Genomic DNA, 22,738 nt, shown 5'->3' on the forward strand with positions numbered 1-22,738 from the left:
TTACGAGGGAACCGGCGGCAGCGTCGCCTCGTCGATCCAGAACGATTCGACCGCGCGGCCGATGTCGGCGAACTCGTCGGGATCGGTCGGCTTGGTGAGGTAGGCGTTCGCACACAGTTCGTAACTCTTGACGATGTCTTCGGTCGCCTCCGAACTCGTGAGGACGAGCACCGGCAGCGAGGAAAGCGCGGGATCGTCCTTGATCGTCTCGAGCACTTCGAACCCGTCCGTTCGCGGGAGGTTCAGATCCAGCAACATCAGATCTAGATCGGGGCCGGCCTCGACCGCGGCGCGGTCTTGCAGGAACTCGATCGCGGCGCTGCCGTCGGTAACGGTATGAAACGTCGTTGCGAACCCCGCCGATTTGAACGCCTCCTCTATGAGCCGGACGTCGCCGGGATTGTCCTCGACGAGCAAAATAGAGACGGGGTCGCTGGAGGGAGCCTGGGACACTATATACAACTAGGACCTTATCCGGTTAAGGCTGATTACAAAGTACGTTGGGTGTCGATTTCGCCGCCGGACCAGTCGCCGTCGCTCGGCTATCGTCTTCTCTATCGGTGATACCTACCGCTCACTTCCGTTCGACGATCGTTCCGCCGGCCAGCCCGTCCCACTCGACCCGGTAACCGAGCCGCGAGAGGACCGCGCTCGAGTCCGAGATGCCGCGGGCCTCGAGTTCCGCTTCGGCGTCCGAAAGGGCCATGTCCGACTCGATCGCGTCCGCGAGCGACTCGAGGACGGCGGGCCGAATCAGCGTCCGCCCGACGCGGTCGTGCTCGGGGAAGTCGACGTCCGCGAGCGCGTCCGTGCTCACGCCGCGGCGTTCGGCCAGCGTCTCGAGTGTGATCGCGTCTTCCTCGGGCTGCAGTTCGTCGGGCAGTCCGGCCGCGCTCTCGGCGACCAACTGGCGTTCGTACTCCCGGAGGACGTCGGCGACGTCTTTGACCCGCACCGTCCCCGAGTACGGGATCGCCCGGTGGTCGCGGGCGGCGATCTCCTCGCCGACGCCCAGCGATTCGTCGACCGCGACCAGCATGTCCACGTCCTCGAGGGCCGAGAGTTGCGAGAGCTTCTTCGCGACGTACTCGGGCGTCCAAAAGCCCATGATCTCGAAGTAGAGGCGGAAGTCGCCGTACTCGTACTCGAACGCGAAGTCCGGGATCATCACCCGGGTCCCCGTCGCGAGCGGCTCGGGTTCCCGGACGAGTTCCCAGTCGAGGTCCAGATTCGAAAAGCGGGCGGCGAAGTCGGCCTCGACGCCGCTGTCGAAGGTCACGTCCGCGATGGGCTCCGCGTCGGGCACTCGAATCGGGTCCTCGTGGCTGAGCGCGAGCGTCCGTTCGGTGCCCCGGTCGTCGATCGTCGCCTCGAGCGACCACGCCTCGCTCTTCGCGACGGTTCGGAGGAGCCGCGCGAATCGGGTGCCGTAGCGCCGCGTCGCGCGGAAGAGGCGGGTCGGGCCCGTGACGACGACTTCGCGATCGGACAGGCCCTCGCTGCCGTCCGTCGACTCGCCCTCGAGCCGCCGGATCTCGTACATCAGTCGCAGTCGCTTGATCGCCGAGATCAGCGCTTTCGGCTCGCTCGAGCGGACGCGCACCTCGGTCGCGTCGAACAGCGCGGTCTGACAGAGCGAGAGGTTGTACCGATCGAGCAGTTCGTCCGGGTCCCAACGCGCGTCGACCGCGGTGAGGACCTGTCGCGTCTCGAGGTCGGCGTAGAGCGCGGTCTCGAGGGCGTCCGCAGACACGTCGAGGGACTCGCTGGCCCGGATGAGCGCCATCGCGCGCTCGTCTTCGGTGACGACGCCGACCGCTTCCGCGGCTTCGAACGCGGCTTTGCGGGCGCGCTCGGGGTCGATTTCCGCATCCGTCTCGAAGGTCGCTTCGCGCTCGAGCAGCGCCGAAAATCCGCGGACGAGTTTGAAATCGTCGGCATCGCGCTCGAGGTCCGTCAGTGCGCTCTCGAGATCGGCACGGGGCTGTCCGACGTGGCCCTGATACGTGCCGATGACGCGGGCGGCCAGTGGCCGATGGCTCCGGTCGGCGAACTGCGGGCGGTAGCCACCGCCGGCCCGCGAGACGCGCAGCAGGTCCTTCGTCAGCATCTATCTCGTGTCGGCGCGGCGTCGCCAAAAGTGGCCCGGACGGCACCCGCTCGAGCCGTCTTCCCCCTCTCGCGACCGTTCAGGCAGCGACATTACGGCGGGCCCGTCCCAAACCGGTCGTATGGACGATTCGGCGCTCCGGATCGAGTACGAGACCCACGACGGCGTCCGGGAGCTGATCGACTGTCTCGTCCACTCCCTCGAGGGGATCAGCCTCGACTTCGACCGGTGGGACGAGCAGTACGTCAAGGGGCCCGGCATGTACATCGCCGTCGTCACCGGTCCTTCGGTCGCGGACTTCGCGGACCAGATGGGGAACAACACGTGGCCGACGGACCGCTGTCGCGACGTTTGTCTGGACCTCGATACCTTCTTCGAGGCGGCGCGGGAGGTGGCGATGACCCGAGACGGGGCGCTCGTCGTCAGCGTCGACGGCGTCGTGCAAAATCAGATGGTCCGGTTTCGGGACATCGTTCCCGGCGAACTCGAGGCCGCCGAGGAGACTAACAGCGAGTACGAGGACTGGATGGGATCGCGCCACATGAGCGCGCTGGACACCTCGCGACGGCCGAACGTGATCTCGACGGTCACGCTCAGCGAGGAGACCGGTCGGGTGACGATTTTCCAGCGCGGCTCCTTCCAGACGTTCGAACGCTCCGAACTCGGCGGCGAGTGGAACGTAGACGGCTACGAGTGACGAGACTGTGGTTCGTCGGTCTCATCGGTCTCTCTCGCTCGTGAACGACTATCGTCTCCGACGGGCGACGCGTTCCTCCCCGGTGTCCTCGCTCACCACTTCGTAGAGCAGCGCGCGACTGCCGTCGGCCGTCGGCCGCAGAATCCGTCCCAACCGCTGCGTGAACTCGCGTTCGCTGCCGCTGCCCGAGAGCACGACCGCGACGTTCGCGTCGGGGACGTCGACCCCCTCGTCGAGCACGTTCGAGGTCGCGATCCGGGTGTAGGTGCCCTCGCGGAAGCGCTCGAGGATCTCCCGTCGCTCCGCGGCCCCGGTCTGGTGGGTGATCGTCGGCAGTAGGAACCGCTCGCTGACATCGTACGCGAGGTCGTTGTGGGCCGTGAAGACGATAGTCCGCTCGCCGCGGTGATCGTCGAGGACGTCCGCGAGCGTCGCGAGCTTGTTCTCGCTGCCGAGCATGATCTCCCGTGCGCGTTGGCGCGCGAGCAGCGCCTCGCGGGCTTCGGGGTCGGAACCGGACCGCTTGACGAGTTCCCGATAGTCCGAGCCGCTGCGCATCTCGATGTTCGATTTCGCGAGGTAGTCCGTGAAAACGCCCTGTTCCCGCTCGTACTCCTCGCGCTCGTCGGGAGTCAGCGAGACCTCGAGCCGCTTGACGTCGTAGTTCGCGAGGTGGTCGCCGGCGAGTTCGTCCACGTCGACGCGGTGGACCAGCGGCCCGACGATCTCCTCGATGACCTCGTGTGCGCCGTCGGGGCGCTCGAAGGTCGCGGTCAGTCCCACCCGGGCGGGCGCGGCGAGCAGCCGCGGGATTTCGCGATAGCCCTCGCCGCCGAGGTGGTGGACCTCGTCGAAGACGACGAGACCGAACCGGTCGCCCACCGAGTCGGCCTTCAGGTACGCCGAGTCGTACGTCGAGACCGTGAGCGGCTCGAGGCGCTGTTCGCCGCCGCCGAAGCGCCCGATCGGGGGTCCGAACTCGCGCTCGAGTTCCCCGACCCACTGCTCGAGCAGGTCGATCGTCGGCACGACGACGAGCGTCGGCACCGAGAGCCGCTCGATCGCCGCCAGCGCGATGACGGTCTTGCCGCTGCCGGTCGGCAGTTCGAGGACGCCGGCGGGCGCTCGCGGGACCGAATCGAGGGACGGCGCATCGGCCCAGCGGTCGGTCTCGAGCCACGCCTCGAGGGCCGTTTCCTGATAGTCGCGGAGTTCGTACGCCGAGTGGAGATCGGAGACGGACTCGAGATCGAGGACCCGGTCGTCGATCGCGGCGTCGGCGTCGGTCAGTGCCGCCCGCAGGGCGGCGTAGCTGCCGGCCGGAACGCGCCAGCCGTCGGTCCGCGGATCCGCCTCGAGATCGGGAACCGACGCGCGGAGCGACGACGGCGAGCCCGACGCTCCCTCGAGGCCGTCGATCCGGATCGTGCCGTCCTCGTATCGGAGTTCGATCGGCGTCGCGTCGTCGCTCGATGCCCGCGTCACGGGCCACAGTCGGGGCAGGACGTACAAATACTGTCGGGTGTCCCGTTCGTTCACCGCCGTCGGTCCTCGCGTGGTGCGCTGCCCGACGCGGAGCCGGGGCCCTCTCGCCTCGTCACTCGCCCTTCCGTTCGTCGAAGTGCGTTTCACAGAGCACGTGAAAGACGGTGCCGTCGGATTCGACGTCTCCGCGGGGCGTTTTCTTCAGCAGCGTGATGGCGTAGGCCGCCTCCTCCTCACAGTCGATGCACGTTCCGCCCGCGCCGGAGAGCCCCTTGGTCTTGTCGCCGCGATCGCGTATCTCGGCGCAGTCCCGACAGAGCCACCACTTGTTTTCGGTGTCCGAGACCTCGAAGATCCGATGGGCCATCTTGTGCTGGTCGAACCGCACCTGCGACCCACAGAAGAGACAGTCCATACGGAAACCCGTTCCCAGCAGCGCCATAACGGTTCTCCACGAACTGTAAGGGACTCGCACGCGCCGATCCGGCTACCTCAACCCTTTTATTACCGCTGTTCGTTGACTGGCACATGAGCGAAGACGAGGGCACGAACACGTCCGCCCAGGGTGTCCCGTCCGAGGAGGAATCCGACGACGGCGAGACGGCCGACGCGGATCCCGGGGCGTCGACGGACGGGGAATCGGAACCGACTCCCGACTCGGGCGACGCGACATCGGAGTCCGCGAGCGCGGACGCCGACTCGAGTCGCGACGCGACCGACGGGGACGCCGACGTGCCGGCGGAAACCGAGCCGGCCGCGGATGCGGACGACGCGTCCGGGGACGCGCCGGAAACGAGCGAGGACGTCCAGCGGGTCCTCGACCGGGTCACCGAGTACGACGACGAACTCGCCCGCAAGGTCAACTCGATCGTCGAGGAGGCCCGCGATCTCAACGGCACCGTCACCCACCAGCGCGAGGAACTCGAGGACCTCACGGAACGCATCGAGTCCCAGGCCGAGACCATCGGCGAACTCCAGGACGAACTCGACGAGTACGAACAGGCGATCGACGAGCGCGACGAGCAGCTGGCGGAGTACGAGGAGGAAGTCGAGGACCTCAAGAGTCGACTCAAACGCAAACAGGCCGACTTCCAGAACTACAAGAAACGCGCCAAGAAGCGCCAGCAACAGATCAAAGACCGCGCCACCGAGGACCTCGTCGAACGACTCATCGGCGTCCGCGACAACCTCAAACGCGCACTCGAGGAGGAAAGCGGCGACGCCGAGAGCCTTCAGGACGGCGTCGAGATGACGCTCCGGGAGTTCGACCGCATCCTCGAGGACGAGAACGTCTCCGAGATCGATCCCGACCCCGGGGCCGAGACCGACCCGCAGCGCCACGAGGTCATGATGCAGGTCGACAGCGATCAGCCCGAGGGGACCGTCGCCGACGTCTACACGCCCGGCTACGAGATGGGCGACAAGGTCATCCAGAACGCGCAGGTGACGGTTTCCAACGGCGAACTCGCCGATGCGGATGGTGACGATGCGGACGCAGAAGCCGACGAACAGGCCGACGAACGAGCCGATGATGCCGACGGTGAGGCGGCAGACGAGACGGCCGAATCCGACGGCAGCGAGGACACAGCGGTCGACGACGAGGCAGACGACGATCCGACCGAGGGAGACGAGTCGTCAGCTGCTGCCGAGGGGGCAGATGACGACGGCGAGGCGATCGAACTCGGCGGCGAAGTCGCCGCCGACGACGAGGACGCTCCCGCGGCCGAGGACGAGTAACGCGAGCGGAGACCACCCGCGACCACGACGCCGAGCGCCTGACCGACCGAATCACCCCGGATTTTACCGCGTTTTTACTGCGATCCAACTGCCGCGAGAGCGGCTGTAACGCGCCGTTTCCGGATTTTATTCGGCCGTGCTGTCCGGCTAGTAACCTTTAAAACAAAGTGCGCACAATACCCCTCCACAATGGCGAGCAACAAGATTCTCGGAATCGACCTCGGGACGACGAACAGCGCGTTCGCGGTGATGGAAGGCGGCGATCCGGAGATCATCGTCAACGCCGAAGGCGAACGGACGACGCCCTCCGTCGTCGCCTTTACCGACGACGAGCGACTCGTCGGGAAACCGGCGAAGAACCAGGCGATCCAGAACCCCGAAAAGACGATCGCCTCGATCAAGCGCCACATCGGCGAAGAGGACTACACCGTCGAGATCGAGGGCGAGGAGTACACGCCCGAAGAGATCTCGGCGATGATCCTCCAGAAGATCAAACGCGACGCCGAGGACTACCTCGGCGACGAGGTCGAGAAGGCCGTCATCACGGTCCCCGCATACTTCTCCGACCGACAGCGCCAGGCGACCAAAGACGCCGGCGAGATCGCCGGCTTCGAGGTCGAGCGCATCATCAACGAGCCGACGGCCGCCTCGATGGCCTACGGCCTCGAGGACGACCAGGACCAGACCGTGCTCGTTTACGACCTCGGTGGCGGCACCTTCGACGTTTCTATTCTCGATCTCGGCGGCGGCGTCTACGAGGTCGTCGCGACCAACGGCGACAACGATCTCGGGGGCGACGACTGGGACGAGGCCATCATCGACTGGCTCGCAGACGAGTTCGAGGACGAACACGGAATCGATCTCCGCGACGACCGACAGGCTCTCCAGCGGCTCAAGGACGCCGCCGAGGAGGCCAAGATCGAACTCTCCTCGCGCAAGGAGACCGAGATCAACCTCCCGTTCATCACCGCGACCGACGACGGCCCGATCCACCTCGAAGAGTCGATGACGCGCGCCAAGTTCGAGTCGCTCACGCAGGACCTGATCGACCGGACCGTCGAACCGACCGAGCAGGCCCTCGAAGACGCCGGCTATAGCGAGGATGACATCGACGAAGTCCTCCTCGTCGGTGGCTCGACCCGGATGCCACAGGTCGCCGAGAAGGTCGAAGAGCTGACCGGCAAGGAGCCCCAGAAGAACGTCAACCCCGACGAGGCCGTCGCGCTGGGCGCGGCGATTCAGGGCGGCGTCCTCGGCGGCGAGGTCGACGACATCGTCCTGCTCGACGTGACGCCGCTCTCGCTGGGTATCGAGGTCAAGGGCGGCCTCTTCGAGCGACTCATCGAGAAGAATACGACGATTCCGACCGAGGAGTCGAAGATCTTCACCACCGCGGCGGACAACCAGACCACGGTGCAGGTCCGGGTCTTCCAGGGCGAGCGCGAACTCGCCGAAGAAAACGAAATGCTCGGCGAGTTCCACCTGACCGGCATCCCGCCGGCCCCCGCCGGAACCCCGCAGATTGAAGTCACGTTCTCGATCGACGAGAACGGTATCGTCAACGTCTCCGCGGAGGACAAGGGCAGCGGCACCACCGAAGAGATCACCATCGAGGGCGGTGCCGGCCTCTCGGACTCCCAGATCGAGGAGATGCAGCGCGAGGCCGAGAAACACGCCGAAGAGGATCAGCAAAAGCGCCAGCGCATCGAGGCCCGCAACACCGCCGAGGCCACGATCCAGCGCGCCGAGACGCTGCTCGAGGAAAACGACGAACAGGTCGACGACGACCTACGCGCCGACATCGAGGGCGCAATCGAGGACCTCGAGGCGACGATCGACGACGACGAGGCCGACGCCGAGGCCATCGAGTCCGCGACCGAGTCTCTGAGCGAGGAACTCCAAGAGATCGGCAAGCAGGTCTACCAGCAGGAAGCCGGTGCGGGCGCTGCCGGCGGTGCCGCTGGCGGTGCAGCGGGCGCTGGCGGTGCCGGTATGGGCGGCATGGGCGGCGGCCCGAACCCCGGCCCCGACGCCGGCGCTGCCGACGATGAGGGCGAGGAATTCGTCGACGCCGACTTCGAGGACGTCGACTTCGAGGAAGACGAAGACGAGGAGTAACGTCCGCTAGCTCGCCACTCGGCCCGATTTCGACGCCCGACGTTGAATTCCGCGGAGTGTAGTACCGCGGTGAGCATCCGCGAGCGCAGCGAGCGGTTCCCCGCCGAAGCGGACGGAGTCCGCGGAGGCGGTCTTTTTCATCGAAGTTTTTGCGCCGAGCGGTTCGCCCGTGGCGAACCCGAGGCGGAAAAAGTTCGGAACGGTCGTTTCAAGTGTCTCAACCGAGTATCGGTGGCACAACGAATGAGCGAGGACTTCTATGACGTTCTCGGCGTGAGCCCCGACGCGTCTACCGAGGAGATAAAACAGGCGTATCGGTCGAAGGCCACCGAGTACCATCCGGACGTGAGCGACGACCCCGACGCCGAGGAGAAGTTCAAGAAGATCCAGAAAGCGAAGCAGGTGCTGACCGACGAGGAGAAACGCGAGGCCTACGACCAGATGGGTCACGACCGCTACGAGCAGGCCGAGAAACACGGCTTCGACGCCAGCGACGCCGGCGGTGCCGGCGGGATGGGCGGCGGTCCGTTCGGCGGAATGGGCGGCGGTGGCATGGGTGGCGGCGGTCTCGGCGACCTCTTCGAGCAGGTCTTCGGCGGCGGTGGTGGCGGCGGTCGCGGTCGCCGTCGACCCCGCAAAGGGCGAGATCTCCGAACCGAACTCGAGATCGACTTGGAGGAGGCCTACGAGGGCGCCGAAAAGCAGTTCACCGTCGAGCGACCCGAGGAGTGCGATGTCTGCGAAGGCGAGGGACACCCGCCGGAAGCCGACGCCGAAACCTGCCCGCAGTGTCAGGGTCGCGGGCAGGTGACCCAGGTCCAGCAGACGCCGCTCGGTCGGGTCCAGCAGACGACGGCCTGTCCCCGCTGTGAGGGCGAGGGAACGCTGTACTCGGAAACCTGCGGCGAGTGTCGCGGCGAGGGCTACGTCCGGAACGAGGCGTCGCTGACCGTCGAAGTCCCGGCCGGCATTCAGGAGGGGCAAACGCTCCGCATGGAAGGCGAAGGCGCGCCCAGCCCCGAGGGCGGTCGCCACGGCGACCTGCTGATCGACGTCTCGATTCGCGAGCACGAGGAGTTCGAACGCGACGGCGACGACCTCCAGTACCGGCTGCCGATCTCGTTCCCGCAGGCCACCTTCGGCGACACCGTCGAAGTCCCGACGCTCGAGGGGGCGGCCGAGTTCGAAATCCCCGACGGGACCCAGAGCGGCGAGACGTTCCGCCTCGAGGGCAAGGGCATGCCGCGGCTGCGCGGGCGCGGACAGGGCGATCTCTACGTGCAGGTCCAGGTCGTCACCCCCGAGAGCCTGAACGAGGAACAGCGCGACGCGCTCGAGGAGTTCGCCGAAGCCGGCGGTGACGAAATCGAAGTGAAGGAAGGCTTCTTCGAGAAGATCAAGCGGGCGTTTTAACTGGAATTAGGCGCTAAGTCCCCTTTCTCAAGGAGCAACGCAGGGAGCGAAGCGACCGAGTAGCGCAGTAGGGAGTGGATACAGCGTTCACAAGAGCGGAGCTCTTGTGCGCGGACGAGACGCTCTGCGTCTCGTCAACGCCGCACGGTTCTCAAACACGTTCACCGCTCGGCCCACAGGCCCACCGCTGCCTTTATGTCTATCCATAGTCTATACACAGGTGATGGATAGGTTTGAAATCGAAGGCGAAGAAGTCCTCGATGGAACCGCAAAACCGTCGGGGAATAGCGCCCACGTCATCGTTCCCAAACGCTGGCGTGGAGCCGACGTCAAAGTCGTCCGCGTCTCCGAACCCGACTTAGACGAATAGCCTATGCACTACAACTACAAGTATCGGCTCAACCCGCCAGAACCCCTCACCGAGACGCTTCTGCACCACGTCGATACTTGTAGGCAACTGTACAATCACATCCTCTACCTGCTCAACGACACAGACGACATCCCTGCACGCTATGAGGTGCAGGGACAACTCCCCGACCTCAAAACGTGGTGGGACGACCTGACCGATGTTCACTCGAAAGTGTTACAGATGGTCGTCAAGCGCGTCTACGACAACCTCTCCACGCTCAAAGCTCAGAAGGAGAACGGACGCGCCGTGGGGATGCTCAAGTGGAAACCTCCCCGGGAGTATCGGTCGCTCACCTACAACCAGTCCGGCTTCGAACTCAAGAATACGAGTGGTCGGCCTGTCTTGTGGTTGAGCAAAATCGGTGAGATACCGATTCACCTCCACCGAGACATCCCTGAGAACGCGACCATCAAACAGGTCACGATCAAACGAGAACCCACGGGCGAGTGGTACGCCACGTTCGGCATCGACGTGGAGGAAGCCACGCCTGAAAAACCAGAGACGCCCGAGAAGGTCGTTGGTATCGACGTGGGGATTCTCAAGTACGCCCACGACACCGATGGGTACGCCATCGAAAGTCCTGACTTCAGCGACGAGCGTGAACGGCTCGAACGCGCTCAACGCGACCTCTCGCGGAAGGAACACGGCTCGAAGAATTGGGAGAAACAACGGCAGGTCGTGGCTAAACGACATACCGACATCAAGCGAAAGCGACGAGACTTCCTTCACAAACTCTCGAACTACTACGTGAGAGAATACGACCTTGTGGCCGTGGAGGACTTGGACGCGAAGGGGCTGGTTGAACTACCGGGTAACTCTCGTAACCGGGCGGGAGCGGCGTGGGGAACGTTCCTCCGAATGCTCCAATACAAGTGCAAGCGCGAAGGGAGACACTTCGTCGCGGTTGACGCGAAAGATACGACGAAGGAATGCGCGGCCTGTGGTGTCAAGACAGACAAGCCGCTGTGGGTGCGCGAACACTCGTGTCCGTCGTGCGGGTTCGAGGCGGACAGGGACGCGAACGCAGCGTGGAATATTCTTTCTCGCGGTCTTGAAGATGTAGGAGTGGTTCACTCCGAATCAACGCCTGTGGAGACTGCGCTCCCTGTGGATACGTCCGTATCTGCAAAGCGCGTCATGGAAACAGGAAGCCCCACCCTCAAGGAGCGAACGGCGAAAGCCGTGAGCGAGTAGGGTAGGGTATTTCACCGAGCGAAACAGTTCTCGCTGGCGGGCGGATCGTTACCTCGCCGATAAGTATGGGCTACGCCCCCGAAGTCGTCGTCGATGGACATCGCTCGACTCTATCGGACGGCGGATCAGGGACGCAAGCTACTCCGCGCGGAACGGCGGACCGGCTCGTCGTTCGACCTCTCGCCCCGTCGCCGGCTCCGGCTCTACCGACGCGGCTTTCTGAGCAAGTCCGGCGTCATCTACGATTTCGAGTCACACGATCCGGCCGCGTATCTCACCGACTACCAGCGGTTCGTCGGAACGAAGCGGATCAACGGCCACTGGAACGCGCTGATCGACAACAAGCTCGCCTTTCACCGCGTCCTCGGGGAGTTCCCGGACCACCGTCCAGCGGTGTACGGACTGCTTGCCGACGGACGGTTTCACACGTTCGACCCGGCCTCCGAGCGGGTGACCGTGACCGACGGCGGTGAGCGAACCTTCGGTTCGCGATCCTCGTCGGAGGCCCCCTCCGACGGCGGCATCGAACTCGAGCACCCGGACGAGTCGGCGACCGCGGGTCCGACGCCGGACCCACTCCAGTGGCTCGACGACCACCTCTCGGAGGGAGAACGCCTCGTCCTGAAGTGGTTCAGCGGCGGCGGCGGGAACAACGTTCACTTCCTCGAGCGGGCGGACGGCGAGTACCGCTTCGACGGCGAGCCGACGGGCGAGGCCGCCCTCGCCGAGCGACTCGCGGACCTCGAGCACTACCTCGTCTGCGAGTTCGTCGAACAGGCCGACTACGCGGCCGAGTTGTTCCCCGAGACGGCGAACACGCTTCGGGTCCTGACGATGTACGACGAGCGGGCGGGGGAGGCGTTCGTCCCGATCGCGATCCACCGGATCGGGACCGCGGATTCGGTCCCCGTGGACAACTTCTCGAACGGCGGACTGAGCGCTCATATCGACCGCGAGACGGGCCGTCTCGGTGCGGGGGCCGAATATCCCCACGACGGCGTCGTCGACTGGTACGAGACCCACCCCGGAACCGGCGCTCGTATCGAAGGGACGACGGTTCCGGGCTGGGACGAGATCCGCGAGCGCCTGCTCGAGATCGCGGAGGCGCTCTCACACGTCCCCTACGTCGGCTGGGATCTGGTCGTCACCGACGGGGGCGAGTTCCGGATCATCGAGGCCAACAGCTATCCTGGCGTCGCCTCGCTACAGGTCCACCGGCCGCTGCTGGCCGACGATCGGACGCGGCGATTCTACCGCGAACACGGCGTCATCTGAGTCAACCGACGCCGCGCGAGCACTCGTCGCTTCTCCCCTGTCAGTCATGATACCATCCAACATGGTTATGCTCGCTGCATCCGAATGGACGAACGGGAATACCCATGCCAGCACAACAGATCCTGCTCCTCGCCGGCGATTACGTCGAGGACTACGAGATAATGGTCCCGTTTCAGGCGCTCCAGATGGTCGGCCACGAGGTCCACGCCGTCTGTCCCGAAAAGGAGGCCGGCGACACCTGTCCGACCGCGATTCACGACTTCGAGGGCGACCAGACCTACACCGAGAAGCCGGGGCACAACTTCGAGCTGAATCACGACTTCGAGGCCGTCGACCCCGCGGACTACGACGCGCTGGTCGTCCCCGGCGGCCGCGCGCCCGAGTACCTCCGGACCTACGACGAGGTCCTCGAGATCACCCGGCACTTCTTCGCGGAGGACAAACCCGTCGCGGCGCTGTGTCACGGCGTCCAGCTCCTCGCGGCCGCGGACGTCCTCGAGGGCCGAACCTGTACCGGCTATCCGGCCCTCGAGGCGGACGTACGGATCTCGGGCGGCGAGTGGGAAGACGGCGTCACGCGGGACGGCAACCTCGTGACCGGGCAGGCGTGGCCGGACCATCCCGAGTGGCTCGCGCAGTTCCTCGAGTGTCTCGGGACCGACGTCGATCACGCCGAACCGGCCGCCGCGGACGACTGAACGCCGGCGACGAGGGGCCGGATCCCGCCGTATAGCGGGGATCGAAAGCGAGACGGGCGACGCGAGTCGGCGTCCTTTTTCTTCCCCGGGACGCAGTCTCGCGTATGAACGCTGGGACGGTCGACGACCTGCTCACCCGGGAGCTGCGGGACGATCGGATCGGGCTCGTCGACGCGACGGGCCGGGAGTACGACTACCACTGGCTCTGTACGACCTCGTGGAAGGCCGGCAACTTCCTGCGCCACTCGGGCGTCCGCGAGGGCGTCACCGTCGGCGTCGTCGGCGACGGCCCCCTCGCCCTGCTCGCCTGTTTCGGGACGACGCTGCTCGAGGGGACGACGCGTTTCGACCCGCCGACCGACCTCGCGGACGAGGGTGACTTTCGGACCCTCGTCGCACCGGTCGAGTCGCTCGCGGACTACGACCTGCCGCGGGGCGCACAGCGCGTCGGCTACGGGGACGAGCCCGACGCGCCCGACGTTCACCACTTCGACGCCGGCCTCTGGAGCGAGAACCCGTCGTTCCCGCCGCTTTCGATCGATCCCGACACTGCAATCCTGACCGACGGCGAGCGGACCGTGACCCACGAAGCGGTGCTCGAGGCCGCACGCGGCGTCGTCGAGGACACCGGCCTCGAGGCGGACGACCGCGTGGTCGTTCGCGCGCCGCTGTCGGACCCCCGAACCGTCGCGGCCGGCGTGATCGCACCGCTGCTCGCCAAGGGCGTGATCGTGCTCTCGGGCGACGAGGACGAGAGCGACGGCGAACGCGAAACCTACGCCGTCTCGAGCGAGGAAGTCGGGTCGGTTCCGGAACCGAACCGCATCGATCTCGAGTCAGTATCCTTCCAGTAGATAGTATACAGTTTCTTTATTGGAGCGGTTTCTGAAAGCCGTGATAAGTACAGGACAACCAATCACCGCCGAACGGAAGACCAGAAGGAATATATGTGAATTTAATCGGTATCGAATCATGGAGATTACGTTGCTTTTTCTTGGAATTTACGCTCTTATTATGGGAATTGTCGGAGCTATCTGGCCATACGAGACGACGAGAGTGGGTGAGACAATAGCATCGACAAAAAATCGGCGCCCGAGTCAGGAGGTCGACCCCGACGGCAGGAGGGTTTCGTACATACAAGCTTGGGGAGTGATAATAGCGATCTTCGGTGCCGTCATATTGGCGTTGGGGTTCATTTTTCTGTAACCGACCGGGAGAAGAGCGTGCTATCGAAGGCTCGAATCGATCGGTACGCATCCCGACTTACCGGATCGGACGATTCGGTTTCGCACCGCCGCCTGAGTAAAGAGAGGATTCAAAACTACCGGTGACGACGACCCGTTCTGGGAATCAAAGCCGTCGATACAGCAGTCCCTCGACGGCGGGCCCCGACAGCACCTCGCCATCGTGGGTGAACCGCGAGCCGTGACAGGGACAATCCCACGTCCGTTCGGCGTCGTTCCACCGGACGAGACAGCCCATATGCGGACAGGTCGCCGACACGGCGTGGGTCGTCCCCTCCTCGTCGCGGTAGACTCCCAACGGCTGGTCCGTTCGCCGAACGACGCGAGCGTCCCCGCGATCGGGGAGGCCGTCCGAACCGCGCGCCTCGAGCGACGCCAGCAGCGACTTGATCCGGTCGCCGACGAAGCTCCCGCCGACCTTTGCGTTCTCCTTGAGGAAGCTCTTCGCGGAGGCTTTCGGTGTGAACCGCTGGGGATCGAACACGTCGGCCCACGGGTTCTCGCCCTCGGTAATGAGGTCGGCGAGGATCATCCCCGCGGCGGTGCCGTTCGTCATGCCCCAGCCTTTGAACCCGGTGCCGACGTAGACGTGCTCGGAGAGCGGGTCGATCTGACCGATAAAGGGCACGTCGTCGACCGGCGAGTAGTCCATGGTCGACCATCGGTACGCGATCGATTCGACGTCGAAGTGCTCGCGGGCGAACGCCTCGCAGCGCCGGTAGCGTTCGGAGGTCGGCACTCCGTCGACGCTCGGCTTGTGGCTCTGGCCGCCGACGATCAGGAGTTCCTCGGCTTCTCCCGCCTCGTCCGTTTCCGCCGACTCGGTCACCGGATACCGCCGTATCGTCGCCGGCGGCGAGGCGGTGTTGTAGTACATGCCCGCCGGCGGCGAGCCGTCGATGCGGACGGCGAGCAGATAGGCTCGATGGGGGTGCATCCGCGCGAAGTAGCCGGCCCGATCGAAGACGGGGAAGTGCGTCGCGACGACCACGTCGTCGGCGACGACATCTCCGTGCTCCGTTTCGACGCGACACGGTGTGCCGGGTTCGATCTCGAGCGCGCGGGTCTCCTCGAAGACGTAGCTGCCCTCGCCGTGGATCTCATCTGCGATCGACAGGAGGTACTTCCGCGGGTGGAACGCAGCCTGTTCGTCGAAGCGGACCGCACCGTCGACCTCGTACGGAAGCGGCGTCTCCTCGACGTACGAGGCGGGGAGCCCGAGCCGCTGGGCCGCGTCGACCTCGTCGCGGACCTGCGAAACGTCGTCGGGCGAGGCGGCGTAGGTGTAGGCCTCGGTGCGCCGGAAGTCACAGTCGATGTCCGACTCCTCGACGCGTCGCTCGACCTCGTCGATCGCCGCTTCGTTGGCTTCGGCGTACTGTCTCGCCCGTTCCTCGCCGAACTCGGAGACGAGGGTGTCGTAGACCAGCCCGTGCTGGGAGGTGAGCTTGGCCGTCGTGTGCCCGGTCGTGCTCTCGACGATCCGGTCCGACTCGAGGACCGCGACGGACTGACCGGCTTCTGTGAGTTCGATCGCCGCGGTCAGCCCGGTGATGCCGCCGCCGATGACCGCCGCGTCGACCTCGAGTCCGTCCTCGAAGGGATCGTAGTCGGTCGTCGGCGTCGTGGCCAGCCACAGCGACTCCGGGTCCGGGGACTCTGCGGGTGCGGGTGCGTTGTCGTCCGACATTGGAATCAACGCGTCGAGCTATCCACACTCGGCCCAAAAGGGGTCGGGGGTGAAATCGCTCGCTCGAGCGGGTCGCCCCGAGCCGCGAGAGCCGACGAGCAGCGATTCGAGACAGTCTCGATCGCTGTCGGAATTTTTTATCCCGCCGTCCGTGGTCGCTGCGAGTATGCCAGATGTCGCAATCGTCGGCGGCGGCGCGGCCGGACTGAGCGCGGCCCTTTTCACCGCGAAAAACGACCTCGAGACCGTCGTCTTCGACACCGACGAGACGTGGATGCACAAGGCCCACCTGTTCAACTATCCGGGAATCCGGAGCATCAGCGGCAGCGAGTTCATGGAACTGACTCGCGGGCAGGTCAGCGACCGCGGGGCGGACATCCGCGTCGGCGAGGAGGTCACCGATGTCGAACCGGGCGACGACGGGTTCCGCGTCGAAACCAGCGTTGCGTCGGAGACGCAACGAGCAGACGGCGAAGCCGTCGACGACGACGGCGAGTACGAGGCCGACTACGTCGTGCTCGCGACCGGTGCCGATCGCTCCATGGCGGAGGACCTCGAGGTCGAGTTCGCCGACGACGGCACCGTCGACGTGGACCTCGACACGGAGACGAGCATCGAGGACCTGTACGCGACGGGCGCGATGGTCCGGGACGAGGAGTGGCAGGCCGTGATCGCGGCTGGCGACGGCGCGTCGGCGGCGCTCGACATTCTGAGCAAGGAGAAAGGCGAGCACTTCCACGACTTCGACGTGCCGGACGACGTGGCCTGATCGGGGCCGAACGGAGACGCGGAACCGGATGCGGTTCGTCGGTGTTCGGTCGGAAAATCACCGGGTAGCGACGCGCCTGCGTGTTCGTGGCCCACGACTAAGCGACTGGTCAGTGGTAGTTCACCGTATGGCGATGACCGATCTCCACGAGCTGTTCGTCCACAAGCTCGCCCAACAGTACTACGTCGAACAGGAACTCGTCGAGACGTTGGACGAGATGGCCCGCAACACGACCAACGACCGGATGAGTCAGGGCTTCGCCGATCACCGCGACGAGACCCGGACGCAGGTCCAGCGCATCGAGGACGTCTTCGCGGCGCTCGACCGACCCGCGGAGGCGCGGGATTGCGCCATCCTCGACGGCCTCGAGGAGGACCGGCGCGAACTCGAGGCCGAGATCGAAGACGACGAACTGCTGAACATGGTCTACCTGAACGCGGGGATGATGACCGAGCGCGTCGAGATGACGGCCTACGAGGGGCTGACGACGATCGGGGAGCAACTCGAACTCGGCAACGACGTCCAGACACCGCTCGAGTCGAACTACGAGGAGGAGCAATCCGCCTTCCGCGAACTCGAGACGATGGCGACGGCCAAGGACATGAAGTCGCTGTGGGATCGGCTGACCCCGTCGTAAACCGTGCGTGATTCGCCCCTCGACTACAAGGGACGCCGCGTCGAACGTCACTGCGTGCAACTCGAGTGCGTCTTCTTCGGTCCGTTTCGCGACACCGTCGGCGAGAAGACGGTCAGGTACGAGACGGACGCCGACACCGTCGGCGACCTCTTGGACGAACTCGAGGCGGCGTATCCGGGCCTCGAGGGCGAACTCGTGGCCGCGGACGGCGACGGGCTGGCGGGGGACACGGTCGTCACGAAGGACGCGAAGCACGTCGTCCACATCGACGGCCTCGAGACGGCCCTCGAAGACGGTGCCGTGATCCGGCTGGTGCCGTCGGTGTACGGTGGGTGAACGGAGCGGTTCCGAACCGAGTCGCGCTCTCGTCAGTCCGCCGACGGTGCGATCGGCTCGAGGGCCCTATCCGGAACGACGCCGTCCTCGGTCCAGCCCCGCGCCGCGTAGTACTCGTCGATCGCCGCCTCGAGGTCGGGGATCTCGTAGGGGAGGCCGTCGTCGCTCCGGTCGAACCCTCGCTGGTTGTTGAAGTGGCGCTCGCGGCGAACGGTCCGCGCGCCGATTTCCATGAGGTCGGCGTAGTCGGCGTCGAACAGCGTCTCGAGTCGGTCCGGGGTGACGTAGTCGCTGCCGAAGGCACAGACGATGCCGGTGTCCCGGAACGCGGACGCGTTCTCCTCGCGGACGAGTCGCTCGGCCTTCCCGAGGGTGCCCTCCGGATCGAGTTCGCCGCTGTACTCGGGGGTCAGCATGCCGGCGTACATGTGGTCCGCACCGCGGTTCGCGACGGCGTAGGAGAGCCCCTGCCCGTGGAGGACGCGCCCGTCGTGGGCGGCGAACTCCGTGCCCTTGACGGTGTAGTTGTCGACGCCGAGGTCGTCGTGACAGCGGTCGACGCCCTCCGCGAGGCGGTCGCCGATCCCCTCGCGATAGGCGATCTTCTCGGTGAGTTCCCGCGCGAGGTCGGCGTTGCCGAACTCGTCTTCGCTCGCGAGGTAGGCCGCGACGGTGACCCCGGCGGAGATCGTGTCTATGCCGAGGGAATCACACAGTTCGTTCGCCTTCATCACGTCGACGATGTCCCCGACGCCCTGGCTCGAGCCGAACGCGTAGACGGTCTCGAACTCCGGGCCCTCGGTTTCGATGCCCGCCTCCTCGTCACGCGTCGGGAGTTTGCAGGCGTAGGCACACGCCGAGCACGCGCCCTTTTCGTATTTCTTCTCCTCGACGGCGTTGCCGCCGATCCGGTCGGCGTGCTCGAACCCGTACTCCTCGAAGTAGCGGGTCGGAAGCGCGAAGTTGTCGTTGATGAACTCGGTGCTGCCCGTTGTCCCCTGCCGTCGCAGCAGGTCGTCCGACTGGGCCGCCTCTCGGTGGATGTCCATCTCCGGCGGGTTCGGGATTTCGACCGGGGGTTCCGAATCGCCTTCGAACGTGACGCACTTGACGTTCTTCGATCCGAGGACGGCACCCAGTCCGCCGCGACCGAACGCCCGCGAGTCGAAGGTCATCACCGAGGCGAACCGGACCCGGTTCTCGCCGGCCGGCCCGATCGCGATGCAGTTGTCCGGCCCGAGGTCGTGGCCGTCGGCCATGTACTCGGACGTTTCGGGCACTGTCGCACCCTCGAGGTCGGGTACCTCCTCGAACTCGACGCCGCGGTCGGTGACGTGGACCGCCAACAGCTCGTCGCTCGTCCCCGCGAGTTCGAGGACGCCGATCCCCGTTCCGACGACGTTCCGCGAGAGGTAGCCGCCGGCGTTGCTCGAGACCAGCCCGTCGGTCAGCGGCGAGAGGGCGGTCATGTTCAGCCGGCCGGTAAAGGACATCCGGGACTGCTGGAGCGGTCCCGGAGCGAGATAGGCGCGGTTCTCGGGACCGAACGGGTCCGCGTCGAACGGGATCCGCTCGTGGGCGAGCGCCGTCGCGACCGCCCGCCCGCCGACGGCCGCCTCGAGCGTGTCGTCGATGCTCGTCTCGGTCGCCGTTCGGTCGCCCACGTCGACGGTGAGAAGCGGTCCTTCCGCGTGTAGCATGGGACCACACACCACGGCGATCGCCTTAGCTCTGGGCCCCGACCGCCGCGGCGATCGCGGGCTGCCGAGCCGATGATCGCAACAGAATTATAATCCCGCCGGAAATACCCGTGCCAGTATGACGTACGATGCGGTCCTGTTCGACTTCGACGGGGTCGTCGTCGAGAGCCCGTCGTCCCAGCGGCTGTCCGCTGCCCTCGACCGAACGTACGAGCAACTCGGCCGGTCCGAACCGGCGACCGAGACGCTACAGGCGCTCCTCCGGGGCGACTTCGAATCGATCGCCGAGCGCTGTCGCAGCCTCGGCATCGAGACCGACGCGTTTTGTGCGCAGGCCGCCCGCGAGATGGTCCGTGCCCAGTGTGAGGAAGTCGAGCGCGGGCTGCGCTCGGCCTACGACGACGTCGCCGCCGTTCGGTCGCTCGAGTTGCCCCTCGGCATCGTCAGCGACAACCACCCGTCCGTGGTCTCGACGCTGCTCGACCGGTTCGGGCTCCGGTCGCTGTTCGAGACCGTCTACGGCTGTCCGCTGACCCCCGACGGGCTCGCCCGGCGCAAGCCCGATCCGACGAACATCGAGACCGCGATGGACTCCCTCGAGGCCGACGACGCGCTGTACGTCGGTGACCGAACCGTCGACGTGCGGGCGGCCGACAACGCGGGCATCGACTCGGTGTTGCTCTCGCGATCCGATGACGACGCGCGACTCGAGGCGGACGTGACCCCGACCTATCACCTCCCGTCGCTCTCGCAACTTCCCTCCGTCCTCGAGTAGGCCGCGTTCCGCCAGCGAGACCGTGATCGCGGACCGGTGGCAGATTCGTGGTCGCGCTTTTTCCGCCCGCTCGTCGTAGCCAGCGTATGGAACCCGACGACACGTGGGCGAGCCTCCGGCAGCAGTGTGAGGCCCTCGAGCCGGGGGCCGAACTGCTGACGCCCGTCTCCGAGCGGCCGTTCGAGATCGAGCGGACCGACGACGACCGGATCGTCGTCCGGTTCGGCGACAGCGGGGAGACGCGACCGCTCTGGCGCGAGCAGTTCGTCGTCTTCCTCGAGCGACTCGACGAGGGCGAGGTTTCGATCGACCACCTCCAGCCGGGGGTCGAGCCGTACGCCAGCGTCGTGACCCTCGCCGACGAGTACGCTGCCGACGACGAAACGATCAGGTACGACGCCGACGGGACCGCCGGGGACAGTCCGTTTCTCGTTCCCGCGTCGGACGCCCGAAACCCGCCCGAACGCGTCCACGACGACGCCCTGTTGCTGGCCGCCTTGCTCGAGGAACTCGACGCCGACGAGCCCGCGGCCCTCGATACCGACTCGCTGACGGACCTCTACGTGCTCGCGTCCGACCTCCAGCACGGCTCCAACCGGGTCCGGCGATCGGCTCGAGACCCGCTGCTCGAGCGACTCGGGCCGGACCAGGAACTCCACGGCCGCTACGGAACCGTCCGACGGACGACCCGGGAGCGACGCCAGCCCAAAGACGCCGAAACGATCTTCGCCGCCCTCGACGAGCGCGGCATCCCCCGGGAGTGGGTGACGGGCGTCGACCGGGACAAACTGGACGTCGTCCTCGCCGTGACCGATCTCGAGGAGAGCGAGGTCTACGACGTCGACGAGGACGTCTACGTCCAAAAGACCGGCGTCGACGAGGACGAGAAGTACTCGCGACTGCAGGGGATCGCCGACCGGATCGACGACCTCGAGGGTGCCGAGGGCGAGGAGCTACGCGACGAACTGGACGACATCGAAGACCGACTCGAAGAGGCGCTGTCGGCCGACTGATCGGTCGTCCGATACCCGTTTCAACCGGCCGGCCGTAGGTCGGTTCGACACCGATGTCTGCTCGTCCCGCGGGGACCCGGCTTCTGATGGCGCTCGTCGGCTGCCTGCTGTTGGTGTGGTATCTCGGACTGGCGGTTGTCTGTTACTGGGCGCTGTCGGTTCTCCGGGCCTCCGCGCCCGACCCTGCGACGGCGGTCCTGTTGATCGTCGCGGTCGGGCTCCTCGGCGGCTACCTGAGCTATCGGCTCGGCACGAAACAACTCCTCTCGAGCCTCGAGGCGGTCGAACTGCCGCGTTCACACGCGCCCGGGTTCTACCGGCGGATCGACGCGCTCGAGTCACGAATGGCCGTCGATTCGCCGACGATCCTGATCGCTCGGCTACCGATGCCCAACGCCTTCGCGCTGGGCAGCAAGCGAAACGGCGTCGTCGTCCTCGACCGCTCGCTCCTTCGGGTGCTGTCGCTCGACGAACTCGAGGCGCTCGCGGCCCACGAACTCGCCCACCTCGAGCGCTACGACGCGTTCATACAGACGCTCGCCTACGGCGTCTTCCGGACCGTCGCGGGGCTGGTCGTTCTGGTGCTGGCTCCGTTCTTGCTCCCGCTGGCCGGGATCGCTCGAGCGGTCGCGTGGACGCGCGGCGATCCGGCGTCCTGGTCGCGGACGGCGTTCGGCCGACTGCTGCAGGTCGTCGAGGGCGGCGTCGTGGCCTGCTTTCTCCTCGTGACCCTCGCCGTCCGCGCACACTCGCGCCGGCGGGAGTACGCCGCCGACGACCGCGCCGCCGCGGTCACCGGCAAGCCGGTCGCGCTCGCTCGCGCGCTCCGGACGATCCAGCGCACCGCCGAGTCCGCACAGGGGTTGCTCTCGACCCTGTACGTCCACACCGAAGAGGACGAAGACGAGTTGACCCGACTCCTCTCGACCCATCCCTCGACCGACGACCGGATCGAACGGCTGCTCGAGCGAACGCGAACCGCCGCTCGTGATTCGTCTCGAGAATCGATTCGATGAGCGATGCTGTCCGGTCTCGGAGTCGGTCCGAGCACCGGCACCGCCCGCGGTCGCGGACCGTTCGTCGCTACCGGACGTTGGTCCATCCACAATCGACGCAGACGTCGGATTCGCCGTCGGGTACCGTGTACCCGGTACAGACCGGACAGTCGGTCGCGAGGGTGCCGCCGTCGGCGACGACCCGGTCCGACGACCGATCGGCCTCGAGCGAGTCCGGAAGGGACGGGTGACACGCCGTACAGACGCGCTGGGTCCGTCTGTGCGTCATGGTCTCAGTTCGGATTCGGTGCGTGAACCGTCGAGCCACCTCGTCGCCGCAGCGTTCGCATTCGGCCATGATATGCCAACAATGAACACAGTGGGTGAAAAGTATTTCCCACGTGTTCGGATATACTGGGATATAGGGGACCACTATCTACCCT

General features: G+C 66.0%; 23 protein-coding genes. 16 read left to right on the forward strand and 7 right to left on the reverse strand.

The features are described 5' to 3' along the window. Complete coding sequence (locus ACT4ML_RS13020; protein ID WP_138245060.1) at positions 1–453, reverse strand: response regulator; 453 nt, start codon at positions 451–453, stop codon at positions 1–3. 121 nt (positions 454–574) lie between these two features. Beyond that, the gene (locus tag ACT4ML_RS13025; RefSeq protein WP_444721259.1) at positions 575–2,110 is read right to left on the reverse strand and encodes a DUF790 family protein; all 1,536 of its coding nucleotides are present in this window, start codon (positions 2,108–2,110) and stop codon (positions 575–577) included. A 121-nt stretch (positions 2,111–2,231) separates the two neighbouring features. Here ACT4ML_RS13025 and ACT4ML_RS13030 point away from each other — a divergent pair, with 121 nt between their 5' ends. Then, positions 2,232–2,807, forward strand: coding sequence for a hypothetical protein (locus tag ACT4ML_RS13030; RefSeq protein WP_444721260.1), 576 nt, complete (start codon positions 2,232–2,234; stop codon positions 2,805–2,807). Between the two features lie 48 nt (positions 2,808–2,855). Here ACT4ML_RS13030 and ACT4ML_RS13035 read toward each other — a convergent pair whose 3' ends face one another. Then, the gene (locus ACT4ML_RS13035) at positions 2,856–4,292 is read right to left on the reverse strand and encodes a DEAD/DEAH box helicase family protein (protein WP_444721261.1); all 1,437 of its coding nucleotides are present in this window, start codon (positions 4,290–4,292) and stop codon (positions 2,856–2,858) included. Between the two features lie 112 nt (positions 4,293–4,404). After that, complete coding sequence (locus tag ACT4ML_RS13040; protein ID WP_138245057.1) at positions 4,405–4,707, reverse strand: hypothetical protein; 303 nt, start codon at positions 4,705–4,707, stop codon at positions 4,405–4,407. Between the two features lie 113 nt (positions 4,708–4,820). Here ACT4ML_RS13040 and grpE point away from each other — a divergent pair, with 113 nt between their 5' ends. From grpE to ACT4ML_RS13085, 9 genes are all read left to right on the forward strand, one after another. Continuing rightward, positions 4,821–6,029: a nucleotide exchange factor GrpE gene (grpE, locus tag ACT4ML_RS13045; RefSeq protein WP_444721262.1), complete on the forward strand. Its 1,209-nt coding sequence runs from the start codon at positions 4,821–4,823 to the stop codon at positions 6,027–6,029. 189 nt (positions 6,030–6,218) lie between these two features. Beyond that, on the forward strand, positions 6,219–8,147 hold the full coding sequence (gene dnaK / locus ACT4ML_RS13050) for a molecular chaperone DnaK (RefSeq protein WP_444721263.1): 1,929 nt from the start codon (positions 6,219–6,221) through the stop codon (positions 8,145–8,147). Positions 8,148–8,390: 243 nt separating this feature from the next. Continuing rightward, positions 8,391–9,560 carry a molecular chaperone DnaJ gene (gene dnaJ, locus ACT4ML_RS13055; protein WP_444721264.1) on the forward strand — a complete coding sequence of 390 codons (1,170 nt, stop codon included), beginning with the start codon at positions 8,391–8,393 and terminating at the stop codon, positions 9,558–9,560. 223 nt (positions 9,561–9,783) lie between these two features. Beyond that, entirely contained in the window at positions 9,784–9,930 is a 147-nt protein-coding gene (locus tag ACT4ML_RS13060) for a DUF2080 family transposase-associated protein (RefSeq protein WP_394345814.1), read from the forward strand. A 3-nt stretch (positions 9,931–9,933) separates the two neighbouring features. Next, complete coding sequence (locus ACT4ML_RS13065) at positions 9,934–11,163, forward strand: RNA-guided endonuclease InsQ/TnpB family protein (RefSeq protein ID WP_444721265.1); 1,230 nt, start codon at positions 9,934–9,936, stop codon at positions 11,161–11,163. Positions 11,164–11,256: 93 nt separating this feature from the next. Beyond that, complete coding sequence (locus ACT4ML_RS13070) at positions 11,257–12,438, forward strand: sugar-transfer associated ATP-grasp domain-containing protein (protein WP_444721266.1); 1,182 nt, start codon at positions 11,257–11,259, stop codon at positions 12,436–12,438. A 104-nt stretch (positions 12,439–12,542) separates the two neighbouring features. Further along, complete coding sequence (locus tag ACT4ML_RS13075) at positions 12,543–13,136, forward strand: DJ-1/PfpI family protein (RefSeq protein ID WP_444721267.1); 594 nt, start codon at positions 12,543–12,545, stop codon at positions 13,134–13,136. A 104-nt stretch (positions 13,137–13,240) separates the two neighbouring features. Next, positions 13,241–13,990 (forward strand): hypothetical protein, encoded by a 750-nt coding sequence (locus ACT4ML_RS13080; protein WP_444721268.1) that lies wholly within the window; start codon positions 13,241–13,243, stop codon positions 13,988–13,990. Positions 13,991–14,108: 118 nt separating this feature from the next. Then, entirely contained in the window at positions 14,109–14,342 is a 234-nt protein-coding gene (locus tag ACT4ML_RS13085) for a hypothetical protein (protein WP_444721269.1), read from the forward strand. 144 nt (positions 14,343–14,486) lie between these two features. Here the strand turns inward: ACT4ML_RS13085 and ACT4ML_RS13090 are convergent, their stop codons facing one another. Beyond that, positions 14,487–16,070 (reverse strand): FAD-dependent oxidoreductase, encoded by a 1,584-nt coding sequence (locus tag ACT4ML_RS13090; RefSeq protein ID WP_444721270.1) that lies wholly within the window; start codon positions 16,068–16,070, stop codon positions 14,487–14,489. A 166-nt stretch (positions 16,071–16,236) separates the two neighbouring features. Between ACT4ML_RS13090 and ACT4ML_RS13095 the strand changes: the two genes are divergently transcribed. The 3 genes from ACT4ML_RS13095 (at position 16,237) to ACT4ML_RS13105 (ending at position 17,812) form a co-directional block, all read left to right on the forward strand. Further along, a complete protein-coding gene (locus ACT4ML_RS13095) occupies positions 16,237–16,839 on the forward strand; it encodes an FAD-dependent oxidoreductase (protein ID WP_444721271.1) in 603 nt (200 codons plus the stop codon). A 127-nt stretch (positions 16,840–16,966) separates the two neighbouring features. Further along, a complete protein-coding gene (locus ACT4ML_RS13100; protein WP_444721272.1) occupies positions 16,967–17,476 on the forward strand; it encodes a YciE/YciF ferroxidase family protein in 510 nt (169 codons plus the stop codon). Positions 17,477–17,530: 54 nt separating this feature from the next. Further along, complete coding sequence (locus tag ACT4ML_RS13105; RefSeq protein WP_444721638.1) at positions 17,531–17,812, forward strand: ubiquitin-like small modifier protein 1; 282 nt, start codon at positions 17,531–17,533, stop codon at positions 17,810–17,812. A 32-nt stretch (positions 17,813–17,844) separates the two neighbouring features. Here ACT4ML_RS13105 and ACT4ML_RS13110 read toward each other — a convergent pair whose 3' ends face one another. Continuing rightward, entirely contained in the window at positions 17,845–19,512 is a 1,668-nt protein-coding gene (locus tag ACT4ML_RS13110; RefSeq protein WP_444721273.1) for an aldehyde ferredoxin oxidoreductase C-terminal domain-containing protein, read from the reverse strand. A 118-nt stretch (positions 19,513–19,630) separates the two neighbouring features. Between ACT4ML_RS13110 and ACT4ML_RS13115 the strand changes: the two genes are divergently transcribed. From ACT4ML_RS13115 to ACT4ML_RS13125, 3 genes are all read left to right on the forward strand, one after another. Further along, on the forward strand, positions 19,631–20,287 hold the full coding sequence (locus ACT4ML_RS13115; protein WP_444721274.1) for an HAD family hydrolase: 657 nt from the start codon (positions 19,631–19,633) through the stop codon (positions 20,285–20,287). Between the two features lie 86 nt (positions 20,288–20,373). After that, positions 20,374–21,300, forward strand: coding sequence for a hypothetical protein (locus tag ACT4ML_RS13120; RefSeq protein ID WP_444721275.1), 927 nt, complete (start codon positions 20,374–20,376; stop codon positions 21,298–21,300). 86 nt (positions 21,301–21,386) lie between these two features. Next, complete coding sequence (locus ACT4ML_RS13125; RefSeq protein WP_444721639.1) at positions 21,387–22,316, forward strand: M48 family metallopeptidase; 930 nt, start codon at positions 21,387–21,389, stop codon at positions 22,314–22,316. A 67-nt stretch (positions 22,317–22,383) separates the two neighbouring features. Here the strand turns inward: ACT4ML_RS13125 and ACT4ML_RS13130 are convergent, their stop codons facing one another. After that, positions 22,384–22,584, reverse strand: a complete 201-nt coding sequence (locus tag ACT4ML_RS13130) for a hypothetical protein (protein WP_444721276.1) — start codon at positions 22,582–22,584, stop codon at positions 22,384–22,386. Positions 22,585–22,738: the final 154 nt, after the last annotated feature.

This window comes from Natrinema sp. LN54 (genome assembly GCF_052439245.1).
Lineage (GTDB): Archaea > Halobacteriota > Halobacteria > Halobacteriales > Natrialbaceae > Natrinema > Natrinema versiforme_A.

What these genes read in the sequence shown, in the direction of transcription:
- ACT4ML_RS13025 (WP_444721259.1), bottom strand. Translation starts at nt 2,110, where the DNA reads ATGCTGACGAAGGACCTGCTGCGCGTCTCGCGGGCCGGCGGTGGCTAC.
- ACT4ML_RS13030 (WP_444721260.1), top strand. Translation starts at nt 2,232, where the DNA reads ATGGACGATTCGGCGCTCCGGATCGAGTACGAGACCCACGACGGCGTC.
- ACT4ML_RS13040 (WP_138245057.1), bottom strand. Translation starts at nt 4,707, where the DNA reads ATGGACTGTCTCTTCTGTGGGTCGCAGGTGCGGTTCGACCAGCACAAG.
- grpE (WP_444721262.1), top strand. Translation starts at nt 4,821, where the DNA reads ATGAGCGAAGACGAGGGCACGAACACGTCCGCCCAGGGTGTCCCGTCC.
- dnaK (WP_444721263.1), top strand. Translation starts at nt 6,219, where the DNA reads ATGGCGAGCAACAAGATTCTCGGAATCGACCTCGGGACGACGAACAGC.
- dnaJ (WP_444721264.1), top strand. Translation starts at nt 8,391, where the DNA reads ATGAGCGAGGACTTCTATGACGTTCTCGGCGTGAGCCCCGACGCGTCT.
- ACT4ML_RS13060 (WP_394345814.1), top strand. Translation starts at nt 9,784, where the DNA reads ATGGATAGGTTTGAAATCGAAGGCGAAGAAGTCCTCGATGGAACCGCA.
- ACT4ML_RS13065 (WP_444721265.1), top strand. Translation starts at nt 9,934, where the DNA reads ATGCACTACAACTACAAGTATCGGCTCAACCCGCCAGAACCCCTCACC.
- ACT4ML_RS13070 (WP_444721266.1), top strand. Translation starts at nt 11,257, where the DNA reads ATGGACATCGCTCGACTCTATCGGACGGCGGATCAGGGACGCAAGCTA.
- ACT4ML_RS13075 (WP_444721267.1), top strand. Translation starts at nt 12,543, where the DNA reads ATGCCAGCACAACAGATCCTGCTCCTCGCCGGCGATTACGTCGAGGAC.
- ACT4ML_RS13080 (WP_444721268.1), top strand. Translation starts at nt 13,241, where the DNA reads ATGAACGCTGGGACGGTCGACGACCTGCTCACCCGGGAGCTGCGGGAC.
- ACT4ML_RS13085 (WP_444721269.1), top strand. Translation starts at nt 14,109, where the DNA reads ATGGAGATTACGTTGCTTTTTCTTGGAATTTACGCTCTTATTATGGGA.
- ACT4ML_RS13090 (WP_444721270.1), bottom strand. Translation starts at nt 16,070, where the DNA reads ATGTCGGACGACAACGCACCCGCACCCGCAGAGTCCCCGGACCCGGAG.
- ACT4ML_RS13095 (WP_444721271.1), top strand. Translation starts at nt 16,237, where the DNA reads ATGCCAGATGTCGCAATCGTCGGCGGCGGCGCGGCCGGACTGAGCGCG.
- ACT4ML_RS13100 (WP_444721272.1), top strand. Translation starts at nt 16,967, where the DNA reads ATGGCGATGACCGATCTCCACGAGCTGTTCGTCCACAAGCTCGCCCAA.
- ACT4ML_RS13110 (WP_444721273.1), bottom strand. Translation starts at nt 19,512, where the DNA reads ATGCTACACGCGGAAGGACCGCTTCTCACCGTCGACGTGGGCGACCGA.
- ACT4ML_RS13115 (WP_444721274.1), top strand. Translation starts at nt 19,631, where the DNA reads ATGACGTACGATGCGGTCCTGTTCGACTTCGACGGGGTCGTCGTCGAG.
- ACT4ML_RS13120 (WP_444721275.1), top strand. Translation starts at nt 20,374, where the DNA reads ATGGAACCCGACGACACGTGGGCGAGCCTCCGGCAGCAGTGTGAGGCC.
- ACT4ML_RS13125 (WP_444721639.1), top strand. Translation starts at nt 21,387, where the DNA reads ATGGCGCTCGTCGGCTGCCTGCTGTTGGTGTGGTATCTCGGACTGGCG.
- ACT4ML_RS13130 (WP_444721276.1), bottom strand. Translation starts at nt 22,584, where the DNA reads ATGACGCACAGACGGACCCAGCGCGTCTGTACGGCGTGTCACCCGTCC.